27 protein-coding genes are annotated in these 26,384 nt (G+C 49.8%); 19 read left to right on the plus strand and 8 right to left on the minus strand.

Translation table 11 applies throughout. The features are described 5' to 3' along the window. The first annotated feature begins 4 nt into the window (after positions 1-4). The 6 genes from L3D05_RS06125 to sufB all read left to right on the plus strand — a co-directional run bounded on the left by L3D05_RS06125 (position 5) and on the right by sufB (position 5,960). Complete coding sequence (locus L3D05_RS06125; protein ID WP_239615128.1) at positions 5-571, plus strand: DUF1802 family protein; 567 nt, start codon at positions 5-7, stop codon at positions 569-571. A 206-nt stretch (positions 572-777) separates the two neighbouring features. Beyond that, a complete protein-coding gene (sufC, locus tag L3D05_RS06130) occupies positions 778-1,557 on the plus strand; it encodes a Fe-S cluster assembly ATPase SufC (RefSeq protein ID WP_239615129.1) in 780 nt (259 codons plus the stop codon). Positions 1,558-1,575: 18 nt separating this feature from the next. Next, positions 1,576-2,880 (plus strand): Fe-S cluster assembly protein SufD, encoded by a 1,305-nt coding sequence (sufD, locus tag L3D05_RS06135; protein ID WP_239615130.1) that lies wholly within the window; start codon positions 1,576-1,578, stop codon positions 2,878-2,880. 2 nt (positions 2,881-2,882) lie between these two features. Further along, on the plus strand, positions 2,883-4,112 hold the full coding sequence (locus tag L3D05_RS06140) for a cysteine desulfurase (RefSeq protein ID WP_239615131.1): 1,230 nt from the start codon (positions 2,883-2,885) through the stop codon (positions 4,110-4,112). After that, positions 4,096-4,545, plus strand: coding sequence for a Fe-S cluster assembly sulfur transfer protein SufU (gene sufU / locus L3D05_RS06145; protein ID WP_239615132.1), 450 nt, complete (start codon positions 4,096-4,098; stop codon positions 4,543-4,545). The genes L3D05_RS06140 and sufU overlap by 17 nt, the downstream gene beginning before the upstream one ends. Before the next feature lie 11 nt (positions 4,546-4,556). Then, positions 4,557-5,960, plus strand: a complete 1,404-nt coding sequence (gene sufB, locus L3D05_RS06150) for a Fe-S cluster assembly protein SufB (protein WP_305037413.1) — start codon at positions 4,557-4,559, stop codon at positions 5,958-5,960. 85 nt (positions 5,961-6,045) lie between these two features. Here the strand turns inward: sufB and L3D05_RS06155 are convergent, their stop codons facing one another. Further along, positions 6,046-6,252, minus strand: a complete 207-nt coding sequence (locus tag L3D05_RS06155; RefSeq protein WP_239615133.1) for a hypothetical protein — start codon at positions 6,250-6,252, stop codon at positions 6,046-6,048. Positions 6,253-6,429: 177 nt separating this feature from the next. Between L3D05_RS06155 and L3D05_RS06160 the strand changes: the two genes are divergently transcribed. Beyond that, the gene (locus L3D05_RS06160) at positions 6,430-7,377 is read left to right on the plus strand and encodes a C40 family peptidase (RefSeq protein WP_239615134.1); all 948 of its coding nucleotides are present in this window, start codon (positions 6,430-6,432) and stop codon (positions 7,375-7,377) included. Between the two features lie 67 nt (positions 7,378-7,444). Here L3D05_RS06160 and L3D05_RS06165 read toward each other — a convergent pair whose 3' ends face one another. From L3D05_RS06165 to L3D05_RS06175, 3 genes are all read right to left on the minus strand, one after another. Continuing rightward, positions 7,445-8,377: an HD-GYP domain-containing protein gene (locus L3D05_RS06165; protein WP_369417950.1), complete on the minus strand. Its 933-nt coding sequence runs from the start codon at positions 8,375-8,377 to the stop codon at positions 7,445-7,447. Positions 8,378-8,664: 287 nt separating this feature from the next. Then, positions 8,665-9,711: a ThiF family adenylyltransferase gene (locus L3D05_RS06170; protein ID WP_239615136.1), complete on the minus strand. Its 1,047-nt coding sequence runs from the start codon at positions 9,709-9,711 to the stop codon at positions 8,665-8,667. Further along, positions 9,708-10,466 carry a molybdenum cofactor biosynthesis protein MoaE gene (locus L3D05_RS06175; protein ID WP_239615137.1) on the minus strand — a complete coding sequence of 253 codons (759 nt, stop codon included), beginning with the start codon at positions 10,464-10,466 and terminating at the stop codon, positions 9,708-9,710. Before L3D05_RS06175 ends, L3D05_RS06170 begins: the two co-directional genes overlap by 4 nt. Before the next feature lie 119 nt (positions 10,467-10,585). On the opposite strand from L3D05_RS06175, the gene moaA reads away from it, so the two are divergent. From moaA to ytvI, 8 genes are all read left to right on the plus strand, one after another. Beyond that, positions 10,586-11,587 carry a GTP 3',8-cyclase MoaA gene (gene moaA / locus L3D05_RS06180; protein ID WP_239615138.1) on the plus strand — a complete coding sequence of 334 codons (1,002 nt, stop codon included), beginning with the start codon at positions 10,586-10,588 and terminating at the stop codon, positions 11,585-11,587. A gap of 11 nt (positions 11,588-11,598) precedes the next feature. Continuing rightward, positions 11,599-11,736, plus strand: coding sequence for a hypothetical protein (locus L3D05_RS06185; RefSeq protein WP_239615139.1), 138 nt, complete (start codon positions 11,599-11,601; stop codon positions 11,734-11,736). After that, entirely contained in the window at positions 11,733-13,175 is a 1,443-nt protein-coding gene (locus L3D05_RS06190) for a bifunctional metallophosphatase/5'-nucleotidase (protein WP_239615140.1), read from the plus strand. The genes L3D05_RS06185 and L3D05_RS06190 overlap by 4 nt, the downstream gene beginning before the upstream one ends. Before the next feature lie 37 nt (positions 13,176-13,212). Beyond that, positions 13,213-14,064 carry an undecaprenyl-diphosphate phosphatase gene (locus L3D05_RS06195; protein WP_239615141.1) on the plus strand — a complete coding sequence of 284 codons (852 nt, stop codon included), beginning with the start codon at positions 13,213-13,215 and terminating at the stop codon, positions 14,062-14,064. A gap of 152 nt (positions 14,065-14,216) precedes the next feature. Beyond that, complete coding sequence (locus tag L3D05_RS06200) at positions 14,217-15,332, plus strand: HD-GYP domain-containing protein (RefSeq protein ID WP_239615142.1); 1,116 nt, start codon at positions 14,217-14,219, stop codon at positions 15,330-15,332. A 156-nt stretch (positions 15,333-15,488) separates the two neighbouring features. Beyond that, a complete protein-coding gene (gene yfkAB, locus L3D05_RS06205; RefSeq protein ID WP_239615143.1) occupies positions 15,489-16,643 on the plus strand; it encodes a radical SAM/CxCxxxxC motif protein YfkAB in 1,155 nt (384 codons plus the stop codon). Between the two features lie 53 nt (positions 16,644-16,696). Continuing rightward, positions 16,697-18,055 carry a hemolysin family protein gene (locus L3D05_RS06210; RefSeq protein ID WP_239615144.1) on the plus strand — a complete coding sequence of 453 codons (1,359 nt, stop codon included), beginning with the start codon at positions 16,697-16,699 and terminating at the stop codon, positions 18,053-18,055. Positions 18,056-18,087: 32 nt separating this feature from the next. Then, positions 18,088-19,122, plus strand: a complete 1,035-nt coding sequence (gene ytvI / locus L3D05_RS06215) for a sporulation integral membrane protein YtvI (protein WP_239615145.1) — start codon at positions 18,088-18,090, stop codon at positions 19,120-19,122. A gap of 88 nt (positions 19,123-19,210) precedes the next feature. On the opposite strand, the gene L3D05_RS06220 is transcribed toward ytvI, so the two are convergent. The 4 genes from L3D05_RS06220 to ssuD are packed head-to-tail and all read right to left on the minus strand — an operon-like array spanning position 19,211 to position 23,056. Then, positions 19,211-20,020 (minus strand): ABC transporter ATP-binding protein, encoded by an 810-nt coding sequence (locus L3D05_RS06220; protein ID WP_239615146.1) that lies wholly within the window; start codon positions 20,018-20,020, stop codon positions 19,211-19,213. 12 nt (positions 20,021-20,032) lie between these two features. Continuing rightward, the gene (locus L3D05_RS06225; protein ID WP_239615147.1) at positions 20,033-21,076 is read right to left on the minus strand and encodes a taurine ABC transporter substrate-binding protein; all 1,044 of its coding nucleotides are present in this window, start codon (positions 21,074-21,076) and stop codon (positions 20,033-20,035) included. 27 nt (positions 21,077-21,103) lie between these two features. Further along, positions 21,104-21,871, minus strand: coding sequence for an ABC transporter permease (locus tag L3D05_RS06230; RefSeq protein WP_239615148.1), 768 nt, complete (start codon positions 21,869-21,871; stop codon positions 21,104-21,106). A 6-nt stretch (positions 21,872-21,877) separates the two neighbouring features. Then, entirely contained in the window at positions 21,878-23,056 is a 1,179-nt protein-coding gene (ssuD, locus tag L3D05_RS06235) for an FMNH2-dependent alkanesulfonate monooxygenase (RefSeq protein ID WP_239615149.1), read from the minus strand. 266 nt (positions 23,057-23,322) lie between these two features. Here ssuD and L3D05_RS06240 point away from each other — a divergent pair, with 266 nt between their 5' ends. The 4 genes from L3D05_RS06240 to L3D05_RS06255 all read left to right on the plus strand — a co-directional run bounded on the left by L3D05_RS06240 (position 23,323) and on the right by L3D05_RS06255 (position 26,306). Continuing rightward, positions 23,323-23,556 (plus strand): spore coat associated protein CotJA, encoded by a 234-nt coding sequence (locus L3D05_RS06240; protein ID WP_239615150.1) that lies wholly within the window; start codon positions 23,323-23,325, stop codon positions 23,554-23,556. Between the two features lie 97 nt (positions 23,557-23,653). Next, positions 23,654-23,911, plus strand: a complete 258-nt coding sequence (locus L3D05_RS06245) for a spore coat protein CotJB (protein WP_239615349.1) — start codon at positions 23,654-23,656, stop codon at positions 23,909-23,911. A 16-nt stretch (positions 23,912-23,927) separates the two neighbouring features. Beyond that, positions 23,928-24,497, plus strand: a complete 570-nt coding sequence (locus tag L3D05_RS06250; RefSeq protein ID WP_239615151.1) for a manganese catalase family protein — start codon at positions 23,928-23,930, stop codon at positions 24,495-24,497. Between the two features lie 216 nt (positions 24,498-24,713). Continuing rightward, positions 24,714-26,306, plus strand: a complete 1,593-nt coding sequence (locus L3D05_RS06255; protein ID WP_239615152.1) for a sensor domain-containing diguanylate cyclase — start codon at positions 24,714-24,716, stop codon at positions 26,304-26,306. Positions 26,307-26,384 lie beyond the last annotated feature (78 nt).

The raw sequence follows: 26,384 nt of genomic DNA on the forward strand, positions 1-26,384 counted from the left end.
GAGAATGGACAATCCGATCGCGTTGCGGGAGTGGGCCGTAGCCGTTAAGGCGCTGGAGGAAGGCAAACAAGTCATCGTCCTGCGCAAAGGCGGCATCGCGGAAGAGACCAAGGAATTCAGGCTGGAAAGCCCGCGCTTTTATTTGTTTCCATCGTTCGAGCATCAGAGACCGAACCTAGTCAAGCCGGAAGCTAGCGAGATCGTCGAACTCACGCAAGCCGAGGCGGAGCAACTGACCGATCAAGTGCGTATTTCCTCCTATGCGGAAGTCGTAGAGGATATCGAGATCATGGACTCGGAGACGCTTCAGAGGCTTAACGGATTGCATATTTGGACGGAGGATTACGCGGAGGAGCGTTTGAAGTGGAAAAAAACAAAACCTCTGCACGTCTTAATCCTTAGAGTCTACAAATTGGATATGCCGCAGATTATTCCGATGAGGGAAAGCTACGGCGGCTGCAAATCCTGGCATAAACTTGAAGACATATCAGAAGCGCCGAAAATTCCCGTACTCAATGATAGAGACTTCGAGCTACAGGCAGAAGCGGTACGTAAACGAATAATCGGATAGTCGAAATGACCCTTCCGGACCTCTCTCACTATGTGGGATGAGGCCCGGTTTGCTTTTTTGCCGTAACTTTCATAAAATTGTTATTGAGAATCAGTGAGAATCAAATTAAAATGATTATAAATAAGGATTTAATACAACTGAGCGTTCAGAAGAGTTTTTTCTTTGAGCTTCAATTGTAAATCCTCATAGAAACTTGGAGGTTACGTATGTCTACTCAATTCGAAATTCAAGGTTTGAAGTCGTCCATAGAGGGCAAAGAGATATTGAAAGGGATCGACCTTAAGATTAAAGGCGGCGAAGTTCATGCGATCATGGGCCCCAACGGTACAGGTAAAAGTACGTTGGCATCCGCGCTCATGGGCCATCCGAAATATGAAGTAACCGACGGTTCCGTCACGCTTAACGGCGAAGACGTGCTAGAAATGGGAGTAGACGAGCGCGCTCGCGCAGGTCTGTTCTTGGCTATGCAATATCCAAGCGAAATTACGGGCGTAACGAACGCGGACTTCTTGCGTAGCGCCATCAACGCGCGTCGCGAAGAAGGCAACGAGATTTCGTTGATCAAATTCGTTCGCCAAATGGAAGGCAAAATGAAAGAACTCGAAATGAACCCTGAGTTCATGCACCGTTACCTGAACGAAGGCTTCTCCGGCGGCGAGAAGAAACGTAACGAAATTTTGCAAATGATGCTGCTTGAGCCTAAGCTCGTCATTTTGGATGAAATCGACTCCGGGTTGGATATCGATGCGCTTCGCATCGTTGCCGAAGGCGTGAACGCTATGCGTTCCGAAGAGCGCGGATTCCTGATCATTACTCACTATCAGCGGTTGCTGAACTATATTACTCCTGATTTCGTTCACGTCATGATGCAAGGTCGCATCGTGAAATCCGGCGGACCTGAACTGGCTCACCGCTTGGAAGCTGAAGGATACGATTGGGTTAAAGAAGAACTGGGCATCGTCGACGAGACCGTCGGCCAAGCTTAAGAGGGGGGAATAGCAATCATGAGTACACCAACCACCTCTTTCGGCAGGGAAGCGGCTGCCGCTCTATCCCGCAGCAAGAACGAGCCAGCTTGGCTCGTCGCCTTGCGCGAGGAAGCCGGACAATTGGCAACGGAGTTGGACTTGCCGAAGCCTGAGAAACTTCCGCTTACCCGTTGGACTTTAGACCAATACGGCACGAATCGCCCCGGACAGAGCGTATCGTCCGTTTCCGATCTGCCAGCCGTAATAACGGCGTTATTGCCAGAAGAGAACAATGGCACGTTAATCGTGCAGCACAACTCATCCGTTGTCTTTACCCAATTGTCGGATGAATTGAAAGCTCAGGGCGTTATCCTGACTAGCATCGAGGATGCAGCGCGGAATCACGAGGAGCTGTTCCGCAAGCATTTTATGACGGCATATACGAAAGATGAGCATAAGCTATCGGCGGTTCACGCGGCGTTATGGAACGGCGGAGTGTTCTTATACGTTCCCCGCAACGTAACGATCGAGGCGCCAATCCAAGCGCTCTTGTTCGCGGACGACGCGGAAGCGACGTTCATGCCTCATATTCTCGTCATCGCGGAAAGCAACAGCCGCGTATCGTTCGTGGAGCAAGTCGCTTCTTCCTTGGGAGAGACTGCTTCTACGCTGCTTCATAACAGCGCGGTAGAAGTATTCGCGAAAGCGGGAGCGGTCGTTCAATACGCAGCCGTTCATCAAATGGATAACAGCGCGATCGACATCGCCTACCGTCGTGCGATACTAGACAACGATGCTCGCATCGAGTGGATTATCGGAGATCTGCATAACGGTAATTCCATTACGGATACGAAATCCGTGCTTAAGGGCAACGGTTCGACGTCCGATTCCAAAATTATTTCCGTCGGAACGGGAAGCCAGCGCATGAGCTTGACGACGCAAGCCGTCCATTTCGGCCGTTCGACGGAGAGCGATATGATTACCCGCGCCGTTATGAAGGAAGAATCAACGGCGATTATTAACGGAATAACGAAGATAGAGAAAGGCGCAACGAAGGCGAACGGCCAGCAAACGGAGAAAGTTCTGATGCTGAGTCCGAAAGCGCGCGGAGACGCCAACCCGATTCTATTGATCGATGAAGACGACGTTAAGGCAGGACATGCGGCCAGCGTAGGCCAAGTGAACGCGGATCAAATCTATTACTTGATGTCACGGGGTATCTCTCGCAGCGAAGCGGAACGTCTGATCATTCACGGATTTTTAGATCCGGTCGTGTCCGAAATTCCGCTGAAAGGGCTGCGTGAGCAATTACACCGCATCCTCGAAAGAAAGCTGGGCTAACTATGGATCCCATCGCATTGAAATCGGAATTTCCGATTCTACATCAGGATATTAACGGTCATCCGCTCGTATACCTAGATAACGCGGCTACGACTCAGAAGCCGCGCTCGGTCATCGAAGCGGTTAAACGCTACTACGAGTGGGACAATGCGAATGTGCATCGCGGCGTTCATACGTTAGGGTCGCGGGCAACGGACGCATATGAAGGCGCGCGGGAGAAAGTCGCCCGCTTCCTCAACGCATCTTCCACTCGCGAGATTATATTCACTCGCGGCACGACGACAGCATTAAATATCGTAGCTTCAGGATACGCTCGTCAGACGCTTCGCGAGGGCGATGAAATCGTCATTACTCCGATGGAGCATCATAGCAACTTGATCCCTTGGCAGCAGGCCGCCAAAGCTACGGGCGCTACGTTGAAATACATCCCTTTGCAGAACGATGGGACAATAACGCTGGAGGACGTGGAAGCAACGGTGACGGAGCGAACGAAAATCGTAGCCATCACTTATGTATCCAACGTGCTTGGCACCATCAATCCGATTGCTCAAATCACCGAGATCGCCCATCGTAAAGGTGCGGTTATCGTCGTAGACGGAGCGCAAAGCACACCTCATCTTAAAGTGGATGTACAGGCGCTCGATGTCGATTTCTACGCATTCTCAGGCCATAAAATGTGCGCGCCGACGGGAATTGGGGCACTATACGGCAAAGCGAAGCTGCTTGAGCGTATGGAACCGGTCGAATTCGGTGGAGAAATGATTGATTTCGTGGAGCTGCACGATTCGACTTGGAAGGAGCTGCCTTGGAAGTTCGAAGGCGGTACGCCGATTATAGCTGGCGCAGTCGGGCTAGGCGCGGCGATCGACTTCCTCGAGCAAGTAGGGCTTCACAATATCGACCAGCATGAGAAGAAGCTAACGCGGTATGCTATGGAGAGACTTTCCGCAATCGAAGGATTGACGATCTACGGGCCACGCGAAGAACGTGCAGGACTCGTGACCTTCAATCTAGGGGACGTTCATCCGCATGACGTCGCGACCGTGCTCGATACGGATGGCATTGCCGTTCGTGCGGGACATCACTGCTGCCAACCGCTCATGAGATGGCTGAAAGTCAGCGCAACGGCGAGAGCTAGCTTTTATCTATATAACACCGAGCAAGATATCGACCGGCTGGCCGAGTCCTTGGTTAAAACAAAGGAGTTTTTCGGTTATGAGTCAATTAGATGATTTGTACCGCCGCGTCATTATGGATCATTATAAAACGCCGCGTAACCGCGGCGAGCTAGAAGAAGGTTCCGTTACGGTTAACTTGAACAATCCGACTTGCGGCGATCGGATTTCCCTGCAGCTTCAGCTTGAGAACGGGATCGTTCGCAACGTCAAATTCACGGGCGAGGGCTGTTCGATCAGCATGTCTTCGGCTTCGATGATGACGGAGGCGGTAATGGGCAAAACAAGCGAGGAAGCACTAAAGCTTGCGGATAAGTTCTCCGCGCTCATGAAGGGCGAGCCTGTCGAGTTCGAAGATTATGAAGACGTCGAGGCCTTATCCGGCGTTAATAAGTTTCCTGCACGGATTAAATGCGCGACTCTTGCTTGGAATGCGTTGCGCAAAGGCGTAGAGCATGGCGAAGGCAAGCATGAAGGCATTGAAGATTAACAAGGAGGTTGATGATTGTGGCTAAGCAAATGCCCGAAATGGAAGAATACAAATACGGGTTTCGCGATGAGCATAAAGCGATTTTCCAATCCGGTAAAGGCTTGACCGAAGAGATCGTTCGCACGATCTCGGAAATGAAAGGCGAACCGGAATGGATGCTTAAATTCCGCCTGAAGTCGTTGGAGCAATTCCGCAAGATGGAAATGCCCAAGTGGGGCGGCAACATGGACGATCTGGATTTCGAAGACATCCAGTACTACGTTAAGCCTTCCGAGAAACAAGGGAAAACGTGGGAAGAGGTTCCTGAAGAAATCAAAGCGACTTTCGATAAGCTAGGCATCCCCGAAGCGGAACAAAAGTTCCTCGCCGGCGTATCGGCTCAATATGAGTCCGAGGTTGTCTACCACAGCATGCAAGAGGATCTGGAGAAGCAGGGCGTAATCTTCATGGATACCGATACGGCGATCCGTGAACATCCAGAAATTTTCAAAGAATACTTCGGTACGGTCATTCCGCCTGCCGATAACAAATTCGCGGCGCTCAATAGCGCGGTATGGTCTGGCGGCAGCTTCATCTATGTGCCTAAAGGCGTACAATGTACGGTACCACTTCAAGCCTACTTCCGTATTAACTCCGAGAACATGGGCCAATTCGAGCGTACGCTTATTATCGCCGACGAAGGCAGCTCCGTTCACTATGTCGAGGGCTGTACGGCTCCGGTATATAGCACGAACTCGCTTCACAGCGCCGTTGTCGAAATCATCGTGAAGAAGGACGCTCGCGTTCGCTACACGACGATCCAGAACTGGGCGCCTAACATCTACAACCTCGTTACGAAACGTGCGGTTGCGGAAGAGAACGCGACGATGGAATGGGTCGACGGCAACATCGGCTCCAAGCTGACGATGAAATATCCTGCGGTTATTCTGAAAGGCCGCGGAGCGAAAGGCATGGTTCTTTCCATCGCGGTTGCGGGCAAAGGCCAACACCAAGACGCGGGAGCTAAGATGGTTCACTTGGCGCCGGACACGAGCTCGACGATCGTTTCCAAATCGATCTCTAAACACGGCGGTAAAGTAACGTATCGCGGACTTGCTTCTTTCGGCCGCAATGCCGAGGGCGCTAAAGCGAACATCAAGTGCGATACGCTTATCCTCGACGATCAATCGACGAGCGATACGATTCCTTACAACGAGATCATGAACGACAATATTACGCTTGAGCACGAAGCGACCGTTTCCAAAGTATCGGAAGATCAATTGTTCTATCTGATGAGCCGCGGATTAACGGATGCAGAAGCCACTCAAATGATCGTCATGGGCTTCATCGAGCCGTTCACCAAAGAATTGCCGATGGAATACGCGGTCGAGATGAACCGTCTCATCAAGTTCGAGATGGAAGGCTCTATCGGTTAAACGTATTTGCTTCAACGAACAATAAAGGTAACCCCGCTTGGCCATAGGCTGAGCGGGGTTATTCTTTGTAGCTATTCCGTTAGCCCTATTTCTCCCTCGTTGCATAAGGCTCCGACATAAACCATGCGATATGCGTACATCTTTGGCATACGAGTATGGTTGCGTTTCTATTAGCCCAATCAAGTCCGAAAAAGGTAGCTCCTCTTGAGTTCAGCTGTCGTTGGTCTTTATCAAAAGTGTCATTGCCGCAGCATGGGCATACGATCGAAGCGCCGCCAGCATTAAATCTCATCGTCAACCTCTCCTTTATCTAATATAAAGTACTGTACGAATAAATGTCTGGAAAGTTCCGGTCCTCTATACGTCATAATCAAAAATAGAAAATGTTAGTAACACGAGCATAAACGGGAAGCCTTAACATCATCCTATAGGGGAATGACTACCTATTTCGGAAGGCGGATTAAACCCAATGAAGCTCATGAAAGTAATTTCTTTAGCGATCGTCCTATTCGCGCTGGCCGGTTGCGTCCATAATCCCGGAGATACGATGGAACTGAAGCGGCATTCCAGACCGGTAAAGGTTCAGTCAAATGGACAATCTCCGGCCGATCTAACGGAAGGTCGGCATATCGTGCCGATCCACAAGCTCCAGAATTCCGCCTATGTATCATTAGACGACATTACTAAAGCGACGGGTTATCATGGAGCATGGCTGAAGGACGGAACTTATGGAATGGGAGAATATGACGCGACATGGATATTCCGAACAGGGGAAAGCACAGTAACGGTCGCAAGTAACAAAGTCACCATGCCGTCATCGGCAATCAAAGACAATAATCACCTTTACATTCCCGTATCAGGCATGCAGAAGCTATTCGGAGACGTTACGGTGTTCAAGATCGAAACGGACGATGTCGCTTTTTTCCCGAAACCGTCTCCGGACGAAACGGGAGTCACCGGCAGCCAATTAAATTTTGCGGATGCGCATCCTATGAAACCCGCCGCAGCAGCAGAGAAAATGAATACAAATTCGCCTTTGATCGCGTTCGCCAAAAAATTTCTCGGGATCAAATACGAATTCGGAACCGGGCTCTATAAACAAACCGGAACCTTCGACTGTTCTTCGTTCACCCAATACGTGTTCAAACAATTCAATATCGATTTACCCCGCTTAGCTAGGACGCAAGCGGAGAGAGGGAAGTACATCGCAAGGGACAACCTCGAAGCCGGGGATTTGCTTTTTTTCTATGTACCGGGGCGTTTTAAGAGTAATGAAACGGTTGGGCATGTAGGTATCTATATGGGGGATGGAAATATGATACATGCGAGTCCGAAGCCCAAAGACGGGGTCCAGATTACTCCGATCAATAAGGCTTATTGGAAAAAAACGTTTATGTATGCTAAGCGTTATATGTGACGTTCACATCCCCGCTCATCAAAAAAGGCAATTCCCTTGAGCTAGCAAGGGAATTGCCTTCTGCCTGTTAGGTATTTACATGTACGATCTCGTATTCCCGGTTTACGGACAAATCGAGAAATTGATCCCCGACTTGGACGAGCGGTCGGAAAAAATCGGTGGGGTGAGTCATGACGATGGTACCGACCTCTCCTGTCGACAATTCTACCCGTTTGCCTATGAAATTCGGGACCATATGACGGATGAAGGTGTATGTGATATCGGGATCCAACTCTTGGAAGCTTAATTCATGCATTTCTCTTAGCACATGCAGTAGGTCTCTTTTCTCGCGGTAAACCCGAGAGGAGATCATAGCGCTATAGACGTCAGCAACGGCGACGACTTTGGCCATAGGATGGATTTTGTCACCGGTTAAGCCTAGCGGATAACCTTTGCCATCCATTCGTTCATGATGCTGCAAGGCAGCAAGGGCGATTGCGGGATCCTCGAAGGAGTTTTTCAAGATCTCATATCCGTACTGAGGATGGTTTTTGATCTCTTGATATTCTTCATCGGTAAGCTTTGATGGTTTATTTAAGATCGCTTCCGCGATCTTGCATTTGCCGATATCGTGCAGGAATCCCGCTTTGCCTGCCCGTACGGTCGCTTCCTCGTCCCAGTTAAGCCATCGGGCTATGTAGTAGCAAAGCATGCCGACCTGCACGGAGTGCTGGTATGTGTAGTCATCCTGGCTGTTAAGCATAAGCAACAAGGAGACGACGTCGCGTTCCGCACGGAAATTCTCGACGAGGGGTTGGAAGCTTTCCTTCACATCATCCTCGTAGATGCGGCCATCCGCTAAAGCCCGCTCGAACAATTGCTCTGCACCGGCTACCGCGTCGTGGTAGAGCGGACGAAGCAAGGGGTTATAGGGAGGCGGCTGCGACACGACTTCCGCTTGGGGTGGAGCAATGCCTGCTCGCCGCTCGATTTCGATATAATCAATCTGATGTTGATACATACGAGATAATTCCTTCTCGTTGAGCACTGTTCCTTTGGAAAGTACGAGTAATCCAAAGGAGTTGAATATATCCTCGGAAAGTTGGTCCCCTGATCGTACATCCGTAATATGGACTCTCATATGTCACCTCTACAGAATTTTCGAGTTAATGTGAGCGCTTTCGATGAAATTCTTCCCAATTCCTATGCTACCAAGTTAAGCGTTTACTTGCAATATATAGTTCTTAAGAATTACATAATTACATCCAAAGAACGTTTTATTTTTGAATAGCGAGGTTATTGTCCGGTTTATTCTCCCATTAACTCTGCGTAGGTTCGTCTAGCTAGTAGCGGATCGTCCGTGCCCATGACGAGCGCGCGACCATCGGCGAACAGAAGGAACGTCATTCCGCCTGGCAAATGCAATCTTAACGAATAAGGATTCATTTCCGTACGACCGACTTTGCCGAATCTCGGCTCGATGGATGCGAGGTCAAGGGTTAAAGGCGTGGCCGGACATACTTGAACCGTGTTCCTACCGCATAAGGATGCCGTCATCGCCTCATTAGGACAATCTCCATCAAGCACAATAAACTGCCGATCCCCGCAAACGGGACAGTCAGTTTTTCGGGCGCTTTTGACTGAGAAGGATTGCCATTGATGCTGCCAAAGATCGATTTGCATAAGGGAACCATGAAGCGCTTCGACCTGACCCGTCAGTATCTTGATCGCTTCCATGGTTTGAATGGAAGCGATCGTATCTACGATCGGAGAGAGCACTCCAGCCGTCTCGCAAGTGTCCAGCGTTCCTCCCGGAGGAGGCTCGGGGAACAAGCAACGCAGGCAGGGGGTTGAGCCGGGAACGACGGTTAGGGACATCCCGGATGCGCCCACCGCTCCGCCGTATATCCAGGGTACGTGATGTTTAATGCTGAACTCGTTAATCAAATAGCGGACGCTGAAATTGTCCGTTCCGTCCATCACGATGTCAGCTTCGACGAGAAGCGACTCCGCATTGTAGGAGGAGAGGTCCGCAACGCGAGGGAGTACGGTTATGTCGCTATTTATCGCCGACAGCCTAGAAGCGGCTGCAACAGCTTTCGGGGTACCCCTAGCGGCGTCTGTTTCATCGTAGAGCAGTTGCCGTTGCAAATTGCTCCGGTCCACGATATCCCTATCGATCAGTGTCAGCTTTCCAACGCCCGCCCGTGCAAGATGATTGGCGATGACACAACCTAAAGCTCCCACGCCGACGATTACAGCATGTGCGTTAAGCAAGCGGATTTGTCCTTGCTCTCCGATAGCCGAATAGCGCACTTGCCTGGCATATCGCGGGTCAATGCCCGTGATCGTCATCTTAAGTCATCTCCTGGTTGTTCAAGCTCGCCAATCGGATTCCAAGGTCCTAGCTGATGCCCTTTCCACTCAGTTCCGTCTTCGAATATTTCTTTTTTCCATATCGGGACTATCTGTTTTAACCGTTCAATCGCATAGCGGCTCGCTTCATAAGATGCGGCGCGATGCGAGGAGGAGACGGCAATGACGACGCTGATCTGTCCGATGCCGACCGTTCCTATCCGGTGCGATATCGCGCAAAGCGTCCCGGGCCATCGATCGGAAATTTCCGCGCCGATCTGGGACAAGGCCGATTCCGCCATCGGAATGTACGCTTCATATTCCAAGGTCACGGTTCTCTGTCCTGCGGTCCACTCTCGCGTAGTCCCTGCGAATGCGATAGCGGCTCCATGATCGGGATGATACACCTTCGCTATAATGCTATTTACATCTATGGGATGATCGGTAATTTCGTATCGACGGGGTTGTTCTAGAACGGCTCCTGTGTTGCCGCTTTCATCCGAACCTCCCGAGACGGGGGGCAGTAAAGCAAGCTCATCGGAATGACTAACGAGCGTATCGTCACCTGCATAGGATTGATTGCACGCCAAGAAACATACGGATAGAAGATCAGCATGTTCAGGGTATTGTTCAGAAAGCCGTTGCTTGATCTGATTTGCCGTTAGCCGGGAGTCTTCCCACGATTGTTGAATGGTACGCGTTCCTAGCCGTTCAGCGAGTCCTGCGAATAACGAGATTGTCCAAGGTTTTGTCATATGTATTTACAACTTCCTCTCGTGAAACGTTAAACAAACCCTTCATCAAGCATACCATATCGCCCTCGGAAATGTTATGCTAGAAGGACACTATAAACGGCACCGAAGGAGACGTCGAGATGCCCGATTTGATAGATCGTTTCCAAAGAAAACATACCTATTTACGCATCTCGGTAACGGACAGATGTAACTTGCGCTGCCTTTATTGCATGCCTGAGGAAGGCATGGTTTTCATGGAGCAACACAAACTGCTATCTTACTCACAGATTATCGAGGTCGCCGCAACCGCCGCCAAGTTCGGTATTCGTAAATTCAGGATTACCGGCGGAGAGCCGCTCGTTAGGCCCGGACTCGAGGAACTGATCGCGGGACTATCGGCTTTGTCAGGTGTGGAGGACATATCGCTGACGACGAACGGATTGTTATTGGCTTCGCAAGCCGAGAAGCTTAAGCAAGCGGGGCTTAAGCGCGTAAATATTAGCTTGGATACGATGGACGCGGCTCGGTTCCAATTTATCGCTAGACGTGGAAATCTGGATAAAGTGTGGGAAGGCATTGAAGCTGCTGTTCAAGCGGGTCTCCATCCGATTAAGCTTAACTGCGTACTGCTTAAAGGGGTCAATGAAGATGAAATCGGCAGGTTTCTGAAGCTCTCGATGGAGCAGCCCTTGCATATCCGTTTCATTGAATATATGCCGATCGGACATGACGATGATGGCTGGAGGAAACACTACCTGCCCCTTTCTAGAGTGCTTGAAGAGGCGGCGAAGCTCGGGTTCCCGCTTGAACAAGAAGAAGGTCCGGTCGGCAGCGGACCGTCCGAAAATTGGCGGATCGCCGGTGGGAAAGGTTCCTTCGGGCTTATTCATCCGATCAGCGAGCATTTCTGCAAAAGCTGCAACCGGTTGAGATTAACTGCGGACGGTCATATTAAACCTTGTCTCTACTGGGTTGATGAGTTAAACGTAAAGCCGGCTCTAGGATCTTCGGAAGCGATGGAGCAGATATTCCAGAAGGCGATGGAGATTAAGCCGGAGAATCACGAGATGGCCGCACTGCTGGCAGGAGACAAACAAAGCCATGTGCCGACGGAGCGGCGGATGTCGCAAATCGGCGGATAGGAGAGAGACACTTGTCCGTAATCGTAATATTGCCGAATGAAGAGAAATCCACAACGACGCCGGAAGCGATGGCGGCACTGTCGAATGAAAGATTTCCGGTCAGCACACGAGTTCCGGATCTGATGATTAAAGGGCTGATATCCCGATGAACGACGCCGCGAACGTAACGCTGACCCTGTTGCACACGAACGATTTGCATAGCCATTTCGAACAAACTTCCCGAATTGCGGGCTATTTCGCGCAAGTCAGAAGCCAAGTAGACCCGGAAAAGCTGATAACCGTCGATTGCGGCGATTTTATTGACCGCGCGATGATGGAGACCGAGGGGACGAAAGGGGCCTTGAATCGCGCGATAATCGAGTACATAGGCTACGATGCGGTTACGCTCGGAAATAACGAAGGACTAAGCTATACCTCTTGGGAATTGGATGAACTTTTCCATGGGATGCCTATTCCGTTCGTTTGCGCGAATATGATGCTCAAGGATACCGGGCAATGTCCCTCTTGGATGGTACCGACTCTTAGGCTGGAGAAGTCAGGCGTGCGAATCGGGCTGATCGGTTTGACCGCTCCGTACAACGATTATTACGAGTTGCTAGGCTGGAATGCGGCAGACCCGTTGACTATCTTAGAAGCGGAAGTCAACCTTATGCGAAGCGAAGTCGACGTTCTGATCCTATTGTCGCACCTTGGTTTGCGCCAAGATGAGAACATTGCCGCTTCCATAGAGGGCATCGACATCATTTTGGGGGGACATACTCACCATTTGCTCGAGGTTCCCATGCAAGTGGGACGAACGGCCATTTGCGCGGCGGGGAAATTCGGCGAATATGTCGGACATTTACAGTTGGAGCTTAACTCGGATCGCAAATTGATCGGGATATCAGGCGGGAGCCTGTCAACGGCCTCGTTACCTCGCTTACCGGAAATGGATGAGCTAATTGGTCGGTACCGAGTACAGGCAAAACGTAACTTAAACCGTCTAATTGCGAATTTGGCTGAACCGATCGAATTGCGGTATAATCAAGAATCTCCATTGCCGACATTGCTTGCTTGCGCGATTCGTCAGCTAACAACGGCCGAGATAGGGCTAGTGAATGCGGGGCAATTTCTGGAGCAATTACCGTCCGGCCCAGTGACCGAGGAGTTGATCCATGCGATTTGCCCATCACCGATTAATGCCTGCAACGTTAAGCTGTCGGGAAGCTCGATCGTCAGATCGTTGGAGGAGAGCTTGCTTCCGGAGTTCCAAGAGCTCGCGTTTCGAGGTTTCGGTTTTCGGGGGAAGGTATTGGGCATGTTGTGCGTCGACGGGCTTGAGATTATGGCGGACCTTGATCAAGAGCCTTACCATCGAATTTTGGACATCAAGGTCAATGGCGTTCCGTTGGATGAGAAACGTCAATATTCCGTAGGAACGTTGGATATGTTTACGTTTGGCGTCGGTTATATCGGGCTGAAGGAAGGACATGACGTTCGCTACTATTTACCGGAATTTATCCGGGATGTCATGGCTACGGCATTGAACGATCAAGCGCTGATTAAATCTTGCAGAACGCCGCGATGGCGGTTTGCGGATCAGCAATAAACACTATTTCATTAAAGGTCAGGAGTGAAGGGCTGCCATGCTTCATTGGTTCGATTCCATTATTCTAGGGATTGTTGAAGGATTAACAGAGTTTTTGCCCGTTTCGTCTACAGGACATATGATCCTAACGAACAAGTTATTGGGTTATGAGGAGACGCCGGAGCAGCTCAAGACGTTCGAGATCGTGATTCAGTTCGCCGCGATTCTAGCAATCGCCCTAGTGTATCGTCAGAAAATTTTGCAAGTGTTCGGATTAGGGAAGAAAGAAAGCGTTCAAGGCCTTTCCGTCGATTCGTTTCCGAAGCGTCGATTGAATCTTATCCACGTCGCGCTTGGAATCGTTCCCCCGCTGGGGATCGCTTATCTTTTTCGCGATTACATTAAGGAAATCGGATTTCATACCGCCCCCGTCCTCTGGGCACTCGTTGTCGGCGGGATTTACATGTGGATAACGGAAGCGTTATACGATTCGAAAAAAATAAAACGTACGGCAGAGACGATGGACGACATTTCGTACAAGCAGGCGTTGCTGATCGGAGTTCTGCAGTGCGTATCCGCCGTCTGGCCCGGATTCTCGAGATCCGGCTCTACCATTGCCGCGGGGATGTTGGGCGGGGTAAGTTACCGTGCATCCGCTGATTTCTCGTTTTTCATCGCGATCCCGATTATGACTGTGGCAACGGGATATGAAGTATTAAGCAATTTGGATAACTTTCGTTCGGGCGCGATCGATCTTGGATTTTTGTTGACTGGTTTTATCGTTTCCTTCCTCGTAGCGTGGATTGTCGTCATAGCTTTCTTGAAAGCTTTGCAGAAGTTTAAGCTCAAATATTTTGCTTGGTATCGTTTTGTTGTCGCTGCCCTATTCTACATTTTCATTATGGGATAAAAGCAGGGAATGGTGTAATTTGTCGATTTATGTGGAAAAAGTGAATATTCTGTGCGACAATCTCTTAAATTAATGAAGTGAGATTCCGATGTTATGAATAAAGGAACAAGGAGTCAAGCTGATTTGAACGACAGGAGGAGGGAAATGACGAAATGCGCATGATGCCGATTTCTTTAAGTCGGCCGGGCATGAAACTGGCCAAAAAAATATACTCTGATGATGGCATCGTGCTTTTGGCTGAAGGAGTTGAGCTGACTGCGTCGCTAATCCGCCGATTAGGAGATTGCGGAATAAGCTTCCTGTACATTCAGGATTCTAGATTAGACGACCTTGTCGTACCGGAGCTGTTGAGCGAAGAAACACAGCGCAATACGGTTCAAGCCATTCGTCATGCGTTCCGTGAATTCGTGGATCATCCTCATCGCAATAAGTCTGGAACGTATCCCTATGTCGGTAGAAATATTCGCCAAGCCATGCAACAAATTATGGACGAGTTGGGCAATAGCAAGGATGCTATGATCATGCTGATGAACTTGCATACGGTAGATCATTATTTGTACATGCATTCGCTGAACGTATGCGTATATTCGACTTTGCTTGGTATAGCAAGTGGTTACGATCATGATCAATTGATGACGCTGGGCCTTGGAGCTATGCTGCACGATATCGGCAAAACCCAAATCTCGATGCAGGTTTTACTGAAGCGGGGAACCTTGTCGGCTTATGAATTCAACGAGATGAAGCGACATACGGAGCGCGGATACTATTTGCTTAAAGATGAGCCGAATATTCCGCTAATAGCGGCTCATTGCGCCTATCAGCATCATGAGAGATTGAACGGCTCCGGCTATCCGCGGGGAATAAAGGGAGACGAAATCCACGAGTATGCGAAATGGATCGGTATTGTGGATTCTTACGATGCCATGACAAGCCACAGGGTCTATAGGAATGCGATGTTACCCCACGAAGCGGTGGAAGCATTGTATGCCGGTAGCGATATTCTTTACGATACGTCGATGTTGCGATTGTTTCGTGACAAGGTTGCCATCTACCCGATAGGCATAACGGTTAAGCTTAATACGGGACAAAGCGCTGTCGTCAGCGATATTAATTCGACCTGCGTTCATCGCCCCGTCGTCCGGGTATTGACCGATGAAGAGGGCAGGGATCTGAAAGTTCCGTTCGATATGGATTTATCGAAACATCTTAACGTTTTGATTACGAAAATCGAGTTAAACTTGGAAGAAAAGAATCCGATACCCGTTTGATACGAGATAGCTGACCCTAATGCAGAGCGACTGCTGCGACGGGTTAGCTTGTTTTATTTTGTTAAAGTTCGATAAGCGAATCTCATTCGGAGTTTGTTTTTATCCCCTCTGACCAGTACAATAAAAGGAACGTAACAAACGACAGGAGTATGGTTTATGCAAGCAATTTCCAAACCGGCTGCAGTGGCCCCTTTCGCGCCGCCATCAAGCTGGAAAGTTCTGAGCCCCTCGTACGATCCTTGGGATCCGATCCGTTCATTGCAAAGGTTCGGACGCCATGAGCTTACGAGCGTTGAATTAACCGTCACCCATTTATGCAATATGAGATGCGAGCATTGCGCTGTCGGAGACAGCCTTACGATGAAGGAAGCGCCGCACATTCCTTTGGAGCTGATCTTCCGAAGATTAGACGAAGTCGAGCATTTAGAGACGATCAGCATGACCGGAGGAGAGCCGACCTTCAGCATGGATACGGTGCGGAACATCCTTCTCCCTATATTGAAATATGCTAGAGAGCGCGGCATAAGGACGCAATTAAACTCTAACGTAACGATGGATTACGAAAGATATGAGCTTATCGCTCCTTTTTTGGATGTCATGCACATATCTTTTAATTATACGGAAGCAGCGGATTTCCATCGGGTTGGATTCGCCCGCACGGGGCGTGACGTCAAGCTAGAGGCAACTGCCAAGATGTATGAACGAATGATCGATAACGCGCAAAAACTAACAAAAGGCGGGTTATTCGTTTCTGCCGAATCCATGATCAACTTTCGGACGTATAACATCATATCGGATATTCATCGGATCATTGTCGAGATGGGATGCCAGCGTCATGAAGTACATCCTATGTATCCTAGTTCCTTCGCATCCGGACTGCCGAGCATCACGCGCGAGCAGATGTTCGAAGCCGTAGAAACGCTATTGAATACCCGTAACCGGGCAGTTTGGATGTTATTCGGTACCTTGCCTTTCTTTGCTTGCAGCGACAATGAGGAGGAGCGACGGTTAATTAGAAGGTTAAGGGAAGAAACTAATGTTACTGTTCGCAATGATCCGGACGGGCGCAATCGGGTAAACGTAAATCTTTTCAGCGGCGACGTATACGTCACGGACTTTGCCTCGATCCCTTCCTTCGGTAATATCCATAATGAAAAACTGGACGACGTGTTCGCCAAATGGCGGGAGCATCCGATGCAGCAAGCGGTGAATTGCCATTGTCCGAGCGTAAGCTGCTGTGGGCCTAATTTGCTCGTATCGGACATGTATTATCGGGACGTCGACTTTACCAAAAGGTTTGTCATCCCCTAAGGCATCGAATCAGGAAAGGCCTGAACAGGGTAAAAGAGGAGGAGCACGATTAATTGGAGCTACAATGGGGTTTAATTTTCTGGAACGTCGTTCTGGTATTGTTCTTAGTGCTTCTTAACGGATTTTTCGTGGCATCTGAATTTGCGCTGGTTAAAGTACGTCAAACCCGGTTAACTCAGCTGAGCAACGAGGGCAATGTTCGTGCCAAATACGCGCTTAAAGTTAACAAGAGATTGGACGCATATTTGTCGGCAACCCAGTTGGGAATTACATTAGCGTCGCTTGGCCTTGGATGGGTGGGAGAACCCGCGATCGCAGACTTGATCATCTCTCCGTTGCTTCATCAATTCGGAGTAACCGACGAAACGGTAATTCACACGATCGCATTCACGGTAGCGTTCTGCGTCATTACTTTCCTACATATCGTACTTGGCGAGTTAGCGCCTAAATCCTTGGCGATCCAGCGTTCCGTCGGCGTTTCGCTGTGGCTTTCTTTTCCTCTTCTTATATTCTACAGGTTGTTCCTGCCGGTCATCTGGTTTTTGAATGGAACCGCCAATCGGTTGCTTAAGCTTGTTGGCGTAGAACCTGCCAGCGAACATGAAGCGGCGCATACGGAAGAAGAAATTCGCATATTGATGGATCAGAGCGCGAAGAGCGGCATTATCGATAAAGACGAAATGACGTTATTCGACAATGTGTTCGAATTCGCGGATCGCGTTGCGCGCGAGGTTATGCTGCCGAGAACAGATATGGATTGCTTATTTGCCAATATGTCCTACGAAGATAATATGAAACAGGTCTACTTGACCAAGCATACGCGTTATCCGGTCGGCTTAGAGGATAAAGATCAAATTCTAGGGTTTGTTCATATAACGGATTTGTTGACTGCCGATCCGGATGAAGAACATGATCTTAAAAATTTCCTCAGACCGATTCTGAGCGTACCGGAATCGATGGAAGTCAGCAAAGTATTAAAGCTGATGCAGCGCAAGAAGTCGCAAGTCGCAATCGTGATCGACGAGTATGGCGGTACGGCCGGCATGCTTACGGCCGAGACGATTCTCGAAGAGATCGTCGGCGAGCTTCATGACGAATTTGACGACGAGCTTCCAATGGTCGTCGTTAAAGGGGAATTAACGTCCGTGGAAGGGCGTATGCTTATTGAAGACGTGAACGATCTGTTCGGCCTTGAGATCGAAGACGAAGAAGTCGATTCCATCGGCGGCTGGCTATTTAATCACCTCGAGGGAAATATTTCTAAAGGCCAGAAAGTTATCCACAAAAATTACGTGTTCGAGATTGCTCAGACCGAACGCTTACGAGTTCAGCGGGTGCATATTTACAAAAATAAAACGGCAGCCGCCGGAGCTCTGGAGCCTGAATCGCAAACGCCGGATCATTCGAAATAACGGGGGATTAAAGGGGTAAGAGGAGATAGGCCATGCCGATTCGAACATTGGTGTTGATGGTTGTTTCACTCGTCTTTCTTTACTTATTATTCACGGTGGGCGCTCCCTTTTTGTTGGCGCTTGTCGCAGCTATTTTTCTAGAACCGTTGACGACGCTGCTCATGAATAAAACCCGAATGAATCGGTTGGCCGCCTCCACGATATCCAGTACATTATTTACGGTCATTTTACTCGGGATGTTAGGACTGATCGGCATGAAGCTGGTCAGCGAGCTCAGGGCTTTCTTCGATAAGCTTCCTGGCATGCTCGAGAACGCAAACGAGTACATACGCGATTTAATAGAACAAGCACAGAGATATACTAGCAATGAAGCGGCTCCGGTTCCGGGGCAGCTAGAGCAATGGGTTACGAATGCCACGGGAGCTTTAACGCAGCTTTCTACTAAAATTTCGAGCGTATTGTTCGGCTTCGCATCGGGAATTCCGGATTTCTTCATCTTCTTCATCGTATTCTTAGTAGCGGTGTATTTGTTCACGTTAAGCTTGCCTGTGATGAAGAGCTCCTTCCTATCTTTATTCGAGGAGAAGTCTAGGCTGCAAGTCGAAGAAGTATTGCAAAGCCTGAGAAATTCGGTATTCGGATTTCTTCGGGCGCAACTGTTGCTTAGCATCATTACGTACATATTATCTTTTGTCGGACTTTTGGTTATCGGTACTGGATATCCATTAGCGATAGCGTTACTGATCGTACTCGTGGATATTTTACCCGTTCTTGGAGTCGGTTCCGCGATCGTTCCTTGGGCGTTATTTCAGTTGGCGACGGGCGACATGTATACCGGAATCGGATTGATTCTACTCTTCCTGATTATCACGGTCGTGCGCCGAATCGTCGAACCGAAAATACTCGGCGACGCGGTAGGCATCGGCGCTTTGTCCGCATTGATAAGCTTGTACGTGGGGTACGAGCTTGTAGGGGTCATCGGCGTATTCTTGGGACCGATCGTCGTTATCGTATTCATGGCGATGCGCAAAGCAGGGCTTTTTGATATTAAAATCAAGTTCCAGTAAACCGGTCGTTTAAGCAGCGTCATACAACAAAAAGGGAGGGCCTCGTCATTGAGGCTCTCCCTTTTTGTTGTAAGGCCATTCCTTCACGTTACATTCGTTCGAGTAACGTCTCCCTCAAGAACGCATATTCTTTGCTCTTGCGTAACGACGCCGTACTTCCGCTCTCATCGAATAAAGGGTTCGCGATATCCGTTCCGATCGTTCCCGGAGCGCCTCGCATCACGATAATTCGCGTGCCTTGGAACAAGGCTTCATCCACGTCGTGGGTAATGAAGAATACGGTGCGGCGGCGGGTATGCCAGATAGATTTAAGCAAGGTTTGCAGCGTTTCCCGGGTGACCGCGTCCAGTGCGCCAAATGGCTCATCCATCAATAGAATGCGGGGCTCCGATGCCAACGTTCGGGCTATCGCGGCCCGTTGCTTCATGCCTCCGGACAGCTGGTAGGGCAAATATTGAGCGTTAGGCGCTAATCCGACTTGAGCGATTATTTCCGAGGCAATATCCTGGCGTTGTCGTTTCGGGATTCGTTTCATTTTCAATCCGAACTCCACGTTGCTCTGCACGCTTAGCCAAGGAAACAAGTTCGCATGTTGGAAAACGACTCCTACTTCGGAGCTGGGAGACACTTTGGATTGTCCAAGTACGTTGATGCTTCCAGCTGTTGGATGCTCGTATCCGGCTAGCAAGCGAAGCAGAGAGGTTTTGCCGCATCCGGACGAGCCTAGCACGGCTACGAATTCATGCTCTCGAATAGCCAAGTCGACCTGCGCGAGAACTTGTTTCTTCCGCTTGCCCGATCCATAGGCCAATGCTAGATTACTAAGCGTGATAAGAGGCTCTCCCTCCGCGAAGGGAGAGCCGTCAGCCGGGCGGTTAGCCGGGAGGGTCAAAGCCATAGCGTTCGCCTCCTATCGTTTCAATGCTTCTTGGCGGATTGCATTCTGGAAGCTTTCTAGTCCGGGAACGGACGGAATCTGTTTCTGATCGGCGAGAAATTGACCCGTTTGAAGCAGGACGTCGGCAAAGCCGCTTTCGGTTTTCTTGCTGCCCAAATATTTGGCATCGCTCTGTTCCTCGGAAGTGAGCCACACGAGCTGCTTCGTCTGGGCTAGGGCGTCGCTCTCATCGGTGCTGAGCACGGGCGCTAAAGCTTTGGCTACTTCTTCCGGCTTGTCGCGATAGAGCTTCACGGCTTCATCGAGCACGGAAACATACTGCTTCACGAATTCAGGATATTCATCTGCGAATGCCGTGCGGACAACGCCTACGTCGGCGGTAATAATGCCTTTGTCCGCAAGCTGCTCGGCAGTTATCAATACAGCGCCGTCATCGGCGATGAGCTTGGCGAGCGTTGGATTCCATACGAATGCCCCGTCGATGTCCTTGCGCTGCCAAGCGGCGAGTATGTCCTGCGGTTGGAGGTCGAGAATGGTCACCGATGCGGCATCTACGCCTTCCGATTTCAAAGCGGACAGCAAGCTGAAGTGGGAAGTAGAGCCGAAGGGTACAGCGACCTTCTTGCCGACTAAATCTTTCACGCTCTTCACGTTAGAGTTATTGCGTACGGCTAACGATTCGGCTTCTCCGATAATGTCATGCAAGAAGTAAACTTGGTAAGGAAGCTTGTTAGCAATGCCGATCGCAACCGGTACCGAGCCGGCTAACCCAAGATCGATTCCGCCGGCGGCAATGGCCGTATTCACGTCGCGCCCGGAGTCGAATGCTTTCCAATTGATCTTCGTGTCCGGAAATTTTTTCTCAGCCAAACCCTGTGTCTTGACTAGCAATTCCGCGTTAGGAATGACTTGGTAACCGATAGTGACTTCCTTAGGCCCGTTTCCTTTGCCGTCCGAGTTACCAGATCCTCCGCATGCGGTTAATAGACTGGATAGAACAAGAATAAGAGCTAGTGTTGCAATAAAGCTTTTTCTCTTAAAAAGGGTAACGTTCATCGTAAACGACCTCATCTCGATTTTGTATTATTCTTTGCCTTTCCAAGGAACGCGGTTGTGTTCCAGCCATCTGATCAACAGATCTATTAGGACGGCGATAAGTCCCATCAATATAATGCCTACGAAAATGATGTCGCTGCGAAGAAATTTACTTGCATCGAGTACCATCCAGCCCATCCCGGACACTGCGGCTACCATCTCGGCAGCGACTAACGTCGTATAGGTCATTCCGATCGAGGTGCGAATACCGGTAAAAAGATCCGGTAAGGTCGAGGGGAAGATGACATGGACGAAGACGTCCCAATCTTTGGCACCGAGAGAGCGAGCCCCGTTAATCCGGTCGCGCGGGACTTTCCCGACGCCTGAGACGACGGATAAGTAGAGAGGAGCGAAAGCAGCAAGCGCCAGCAAGGCTACCTTCGAGGAATCGCCGATCCCGAGCCACAGAACGAGCAGCGTATAATACGCCAAAGGCGGGAGCGGGCGATAGAACTCGATGAAAGGATCGACGAATGCCCGTACCTTCGCGAAATAGCCGCTTAACAGCCCTAAAGGAATTGCGGTCAGCAACGCGATGGCAAAGGCCAGAGCAAGACGTTTCAAGCTCTCGCCGATATGGGTCATCAAGGGGCTGCCCTTGTAACCGTCTCTCATGATTTCAAGAAAAGCGTTCCACACCGCATGCGGAGTCGGAAGAAACAGAGGGCTGACAGAGCCGCTCTCGCTTACGATCCACCAAGTGCCGAAGGCAGCAACTACGGCTATGAACGAGATTCCAAGATTACGGACGTTCATCGGCGATCATTCCTTCCGGTTAGAGGTAGGGAGGCGTTGGAAGCCATCAGCCGGTGAACCCGGAAAATGCTCATAAGCAACGATTTCTCCTGCAGCCGGTTGCTGAGGACGGCTATGGATCGCAGGCTTTGACGAGTCTCTAGGTAATAAAGGGAACAAAAGCTCGGCAACCCGATGTGCTTCCTCTAAATGCGGATATCCGGAAAGAATGAAGGTCTCGATTCCTAGATCGGCGTATTCGCGTATCCTCTCCGCGACTTGTTCAGGGCTGCCGACCAGCGCCGTTCCCGCTCCCCCTCGAGCCAAACCTATTCCCGCCCAAAGATTGGGGCTAATTACGAGCTTGGATCGGTCGCCTCCATGCAAGTCAGCCATACGCCGTTGGCCGTGCGAATCCATCCTCGCGTATACTTTCTGCGCTTTGGCGATCGTATCGTCATCCAAGTAACGAATTAATTCGTTGGCGGCCTTCCATGCCTCTTCCTCCGTTTCTCGTACAATGACATGCAGCCGAATGCCGAAACGCAATTTTTTGCCGCTTGCTTCCGCCAGCTCCCGAACGGCATCGATTTTCTGCTTGACCTGCTCTGGAGGTTCGCCCCAGGTTAAATAGACATCGCAATGCTTGATGGCTACGTCGATTCCCGCAGGGGAAGAGCCCCCGAAAAATAATGGCGGGTGAGGATTCTGGACGGGGGGATAGAAAACTTTGGCACCCGTTACTTTCAGATGCTTGCCTTCGTGGTCAACGGATTGTCCGCTTAACGTATTCCGCCAAATGTGCAGAAACTCATCCGTTACTTCGTAACGATCCCCATGCTCCAGATAGACCCCATCGCCTTCCAATTCTTCAGGGTCACCCCCCGTCACGACATTCACGAGCAGCCTTCCTTCGGAAGCGCGATCGAAAGCCGAAGCCATTCTTGCAGCAAGCGTCGGAGACATTAGGCCCGGCCTGACCGCCACGAGAAATTTTAACTTGCGGGTGAACGGGATGAGCGTCGACGCGACGACCCAAGCATCCTCGCAAGCTCTGCCCGTCGGCAGAAGCACCCCTTCGTAACCGAGCTCATCGGCCGCCGTTGCGATTTGCCTCAGATAGGCGGGCGTTATCGCCCTGGCACCGCGGTTAGTACCGATGTGGCGGCCGTCTCCGTATGTTGGAATAAACCAAAACAGTTCCATGAGGTTTTCCTCTCTTTTCCATATAATGAGCAGCCAGTCTGCAGAAAAAAAAGATTCACCCATAAGCAGCCTAAAGAGGCGGCTTTCGGATGAATCTCCAGTCATCTGGTAGACTCCTTGCAACTTATGTAAAAAATGTTATCAGCAAATTCCGACTATGTCAATCGGAATTTGTTAATAAAATAAAACTGACAGAATGTACAACCATCTAGGCATAGGATATAAGCGGATAGGTTTGTTGACACAGACCAAGGAGGTAAAATCGCATGTATGATGCCCAATGGCGAGACTATAAGCCGTATGTTGGCCCTCATGATCCCTGTCCGCCGATTCGCGTGAAGTGGTTTATTGTTCCACCCAACCAATTCATTAATTTTCAGCCGATGAACTTACCGCAATTTCCTCTGGACGAAGCCTTAAGGCGGGGGACTTTATGGCCTGCGCTCTATAGCCCGTATCCGTCTAGACGAGCAGTAAAAGGAGGCAAAGCAAATGGTTGACCGGTTCGATCGGGATGAACGAAGCGGGCGATTCGATCGTAATGAACGGAATGATCGCAACGAACGTGACGATCGCATCAAGAAACCGGAGCAGAGCTTGCGCGGAGATGAAGATTATTGCAACGACCTTCTGGAGCTTCAAACGGTGGATTTTGCGCTAGTCGAGCTGACTTTGTATTTGGATACCCATCCGACGGATATGCAAGCCGTGCAGCAATTCAACCAGTTGGCCCAAAAGAGGCAACAAATCGCTAACGAGTTCGAGATGAAATTCGGCCCCTTACTGCAGTTCGGACATAGCTTTAGCCGGTTTCCTTGGCAATGGATCGAAAGCCCGTGGCCTTGGCAAGTTTGAGAAAGGGGGAGACGATTTGTGGATCTATGAGAAAAAGCTGCAGTATCCCGTTCGAGTGAGTAAATGCGATCCAAGGATGGCCAGGTATTTGGTCGAGCAATACGGCGGTGCGGATGGCGAGCTATCGGCGGCTTTGCGCTATTTGAATCAACGCTACACCATTCCGGATAAAGTAATCGGTTTGCTAACGGATATTGGAACCGAAGAATTTGCACATTTGGAAATGATTGCCACAATGATCTATAAGCTTACGAAAGACGCCACCCCAGAACAATTGGAAGCGGCCGGTCTAGGCGCAAATTTCGTCAATCATGATGGGGCGATGTTCTATAACAATGCCGCGGGCGTACCATGGACTGCCGCTTACATAGGGACGAAAGGAGACCCTATCGCGGACCTTTACGAAGACATCGCGGCTGAAGAGAAAGCGAGAGCGACATATCAATGGCTGATCGATTTCACGGATGATGTCGATATTCAGGATAGCTTGAAGTTTCTCCGCGAGCGGGAGATCGTACATTCCTTGAGGTTCAAGGAAGCGGTGGAAATTCTTAAGATGGATAGGGAACAAAAGAAGGTATACTGAGTTCAGCAAAGGAAAACTGTATCTTATAGCGAAACGGGAAGGGGTCGCAGGATGACCGGCTCTTTCCCGGTTTTGTTATGTTCATATAAGCGGAGTCGGCATCGCATAAGGAAAATATTGTACATCCTGGTGAATGAATTCGGCTATCCACAAGGAAATTGTAGATTCATGTCGAACTTTATACCTATACAAACAAGATCACTGGGAGATTCAAAGATGCGTACAAGAAAAGGCTTTAGAATCAAATCGATCGTAAATGCGCTAATTCTGCTTACGGTGCTGGCTACGTTGGTCATCAGCGCTTTCATTGCGTATGGCAGCGAGAAACAATCGCTAACCCGAATGACCTTTCAACTCAATAAAGTATATACCGATAAAATCTCGGAAACCGTGAACAACTTGTTTCGGAATATGATGCAAAGTCTCGACGTAACGGGCGAATACCTCGCTTCGGATCTTAAGAGATCCGATTTGCACGAGCAACTCTTGCTCTTCCAGCGAAGCCAGGCGTCTTTTAATTCCGTGTTCATCATTGATAACCAGGGGAGGCTTGTGGAGGGTTCGAACATTAATTCGGGCGATATCGGGAAATTGATTACCACTGAAGGCACGAAACAAGCGCTCTCGGAGAAACGTCCGCTAGTCTCGGAACCCTATATCAGTGCGACGACGAATAAGCTGATCGTCATGGTAAGCCATCCACTCACGAATTCCAAAGGCCAATACGTTGGCTTTATCGGCGGTTCGATCCGGCTACATGAAACGAACATCTTCCAGACTTTACTCGGAAGCGCCCTAGACCAGTCGAATGGCTCGTATGCTTATGTCGTCAGTTCATCCGGTAATCTATTGTACCACCCGGACGACAGCCGAATAGGCGAGAAGGTCGTCGGGAACGAGGTTATCGACGATATTATGGCAGGGAATAGCGGTTCGAAGAGAGTGGTGAATTCGAAAGGGTTAGACTTACTCGCTAGCTACTCGTACATTCAGGAAACAGGATGGGGAATCGTGGCCCAGACTCCGACTGAAGTCGTGTTATCGTCTTCCCGTATGCTCGTAATGAAAATGGTCCTCTATATTTTGCCTGCATTAATGGTGTTCATGGTGTTGATCTACTGGGTCATCGGGAAGATTTCAGATCCTTTGTCTAAATTGTCGGAGTTCGCGTCGAAATTGTCTCCGAATCAAAGCGAAGGGGACGAGCTTCCGCGAATCCATTCTTTGAACTATGAGGCTAACGAGCTCCATAAAGCATTCGGACGAGCGGTCCGCCATTTCCGGTATCAATTCGACAGCTTATCGCTGGAAGCGCAAACCGATCCGCTTACAGGATTGTTTAATAGGCGGACGTTGGACCGTTTCGTTAAAAGCTGGATGCATCAGGAAATCGCGTTCTCCTTAATGGTCATGGATTTGGATAACTTCAAGCAAGTAAACGATACTTACGGCCATGATAAAGGCGATGAGGTTCTCCGATATTTAGCGAGTTCCCTCCCTAGACTACTTGGAAATAATGCGATCTGTTGCCGATTCGGCGGAGAAGAGTTCGTCGTCTTGATTCCGAACGAACAATTCGATGACGCCGAGCTGGCCGCCGAACGGATACGTAAATATATGGCGGAAACAAACAGCCCTACTGGAAAACCGGTAACGATATCGATTGGCGTGACGCATTTTCCAGGGTTCGCTACAGATGCCGAACAGTTATTCCGGCTAGCGGACGGGGCGTTGTACAGGGCGAAGCGATTAGGGCGGAACCGGGTAGAAACCGCGAGCGAAGAGGAGTACGGGGATAAAACGAGCTAGATTCAGAGGATTCTTTTTCAGTCGCGGTGTTTGCCTGTTTTTGTCCCCATGTTACAAGCCCCTACATAAACTGAACTC

The organism is Cohnella mopanensis, assembly GCF_022352055.1.
Taxonomy (GTDB): Bacteria; Bacillota; Bacilli; order Paenibacillales; family Paenibacillaceae; genus Cohnella; species Cohnella mopanensis.

Bases quoted from the DNA above. Each gene is read 5' to 3' on its own strand.
- L3D05_RS06230 (WP_239615148.1), bottom strand. From the start codon at position 21,871: ATGAACGTCCGTAATCTTGGAATCTCGTTCATAGCCGTAGTTGCTGCC.
- sufD (WP_239615130.1), top strand. From the start codon at position 1,576: ATGAGTACACCAACCACCTCTTTCGGCAGGGAAGCGGCTGCCGCTCTA.
- sufB (WP_305037413.1), top strand. From the start codon at position 4,557: ATGATTGTGGCTAAGCAAATGCCCGAAATGGAAGAATACAAATACGGG.
- ytvI (WP_239615145.1), top strand. From the start codon at position 18,088: ATGCCGATTCGAACATTGGTGTTGATGGTTGTTTCACTCGTCTTTCTT.
- L3D05_RS06125 (WP_239615128.1), top strand. From the start codon at position 5: ATGGACAATCCGATCGCGTTGCGGGAGTGGGCCGTAGCCGTTAAGGCG.
- ssuD (WP_239615149.1), bottom strand. From the start codon at position 23,056: ATGGAACTGTTTTGGTTTATTCCAACATACGGAGACGGCCGCCACATC.
- moaA (WP_239615138.1), top strand. From the start codon at position 10,586: ATGCCCGATTTGATAGATCGTTTCCAAAGAAAACATACCTATTTACGC.
- sufU (WP_239615132.1), top strand. From the start codon at position 4,096: ATGAGTCAATTAGATGATTTGTACCGCCGCGTCATTATGGATCATTAT.
- L3D05_RS06140 (WP_239615131.1), top strand. From the start codon at position 2,883: ATGGATCCCATCGCATTGAAATCGGAATTTCCGATTCTACATCAGGAT.
- L3D05_RS06155 (WP_239615133.1), bottom strand. From the start codon at position 6,252: ATGAGATTTAATGCTGGCGGCGCTTCGATCGTATGCCCATGCTGCGGC.
- L3D05_RS06165 (WP_369417950.1), bottom strand. From the start codon at position 8,377: ATGTATCAACATCAGATTGATTATATCGAAATCGAGCGGCGAGCAGGC.
- L3D05_RS06170 (WP_239615136.1), bottom strand. From the start codon at position 9,711: ATGACGATCACGGGCATTGACCCGCGATATGCCAGGCAAGTGCGCTAT.
- L3D05_RS06220 (WP_239615146.1), bottom strand. From the start codon at position 20,020: ATGGCTTTGACCCTCCCGGCTAACCGCCCGGCTGACGGCTCTCCCTTC.
- L3D05_RS06195 (WP_239615141.1), top strand. From the start codon at position 13,213: ATGCTTCATTGGTTCGATTCCATTATTCTAGGGATTGTTGAAGGATTA.
- L3D05_RS06175 (WP_239615137.1), bottom strand. From the start codon at position 10,466: ATGACAAAACCTTGGACAATCTCGTTATTCGCAGGACTCGCTGAACGG.
- L3D05_RS06160 (WP_239615134.1), top strand. From the start codon at position 6,430: ATGAAGCTCATGAAAGTAATTTCTTTAGCGATCGTCCTATTCGCGCTG.
- L3D05_RS06225 (WP_239615147.1), bottom strand. From the start codon at position 21,076: ATGAACGTTACCCTTTTTAAGAGAAAAAGCTTTATTGCAACACTAGCT.
- L3D05_RS06200 (WP_239615142.1), top strand. From the start codon at position 14,217: ATGCGCATGATGCCGATTTCTTTAAGTCGGCCGGGCATGAAACTGGCC.
- sufC (WP_239615129.1), top strand. From the start codon at position 778: ATGTCTACTCAATTCGAAATTCAAGGTTTGAAGTCGTCCATAGAGGGC.
- L3D05_RS06255 (WP_239615152.1), top strand. From the start codon at position 24,714: ATGCGTACAAGAAAAGGCTTTAGAATCAAATCGATCGTAAATGCGCTA.
- L3D05_RS06240 (WP_239615150.1), top strand. From the start codon at position 23,323: ATGTATGATGCCCAATGGCGAGACTATAAGCCGTATGTTGGCCCTCAT.
- yfkAB (WP_239615143.1), top strand. From the start codon at position 15,489: ATGCAAGCAATTTCCAAACCGGCTGCAGTGGCCCCTTTCGCGCCGCCA.
- L3D05_RS06190 (WP_239615140.1), top strand. From the start codon at position 11,733: ATGAACGACGCCGCGAACGTAACGCTGACCCTGTTGCACACGAACGAT.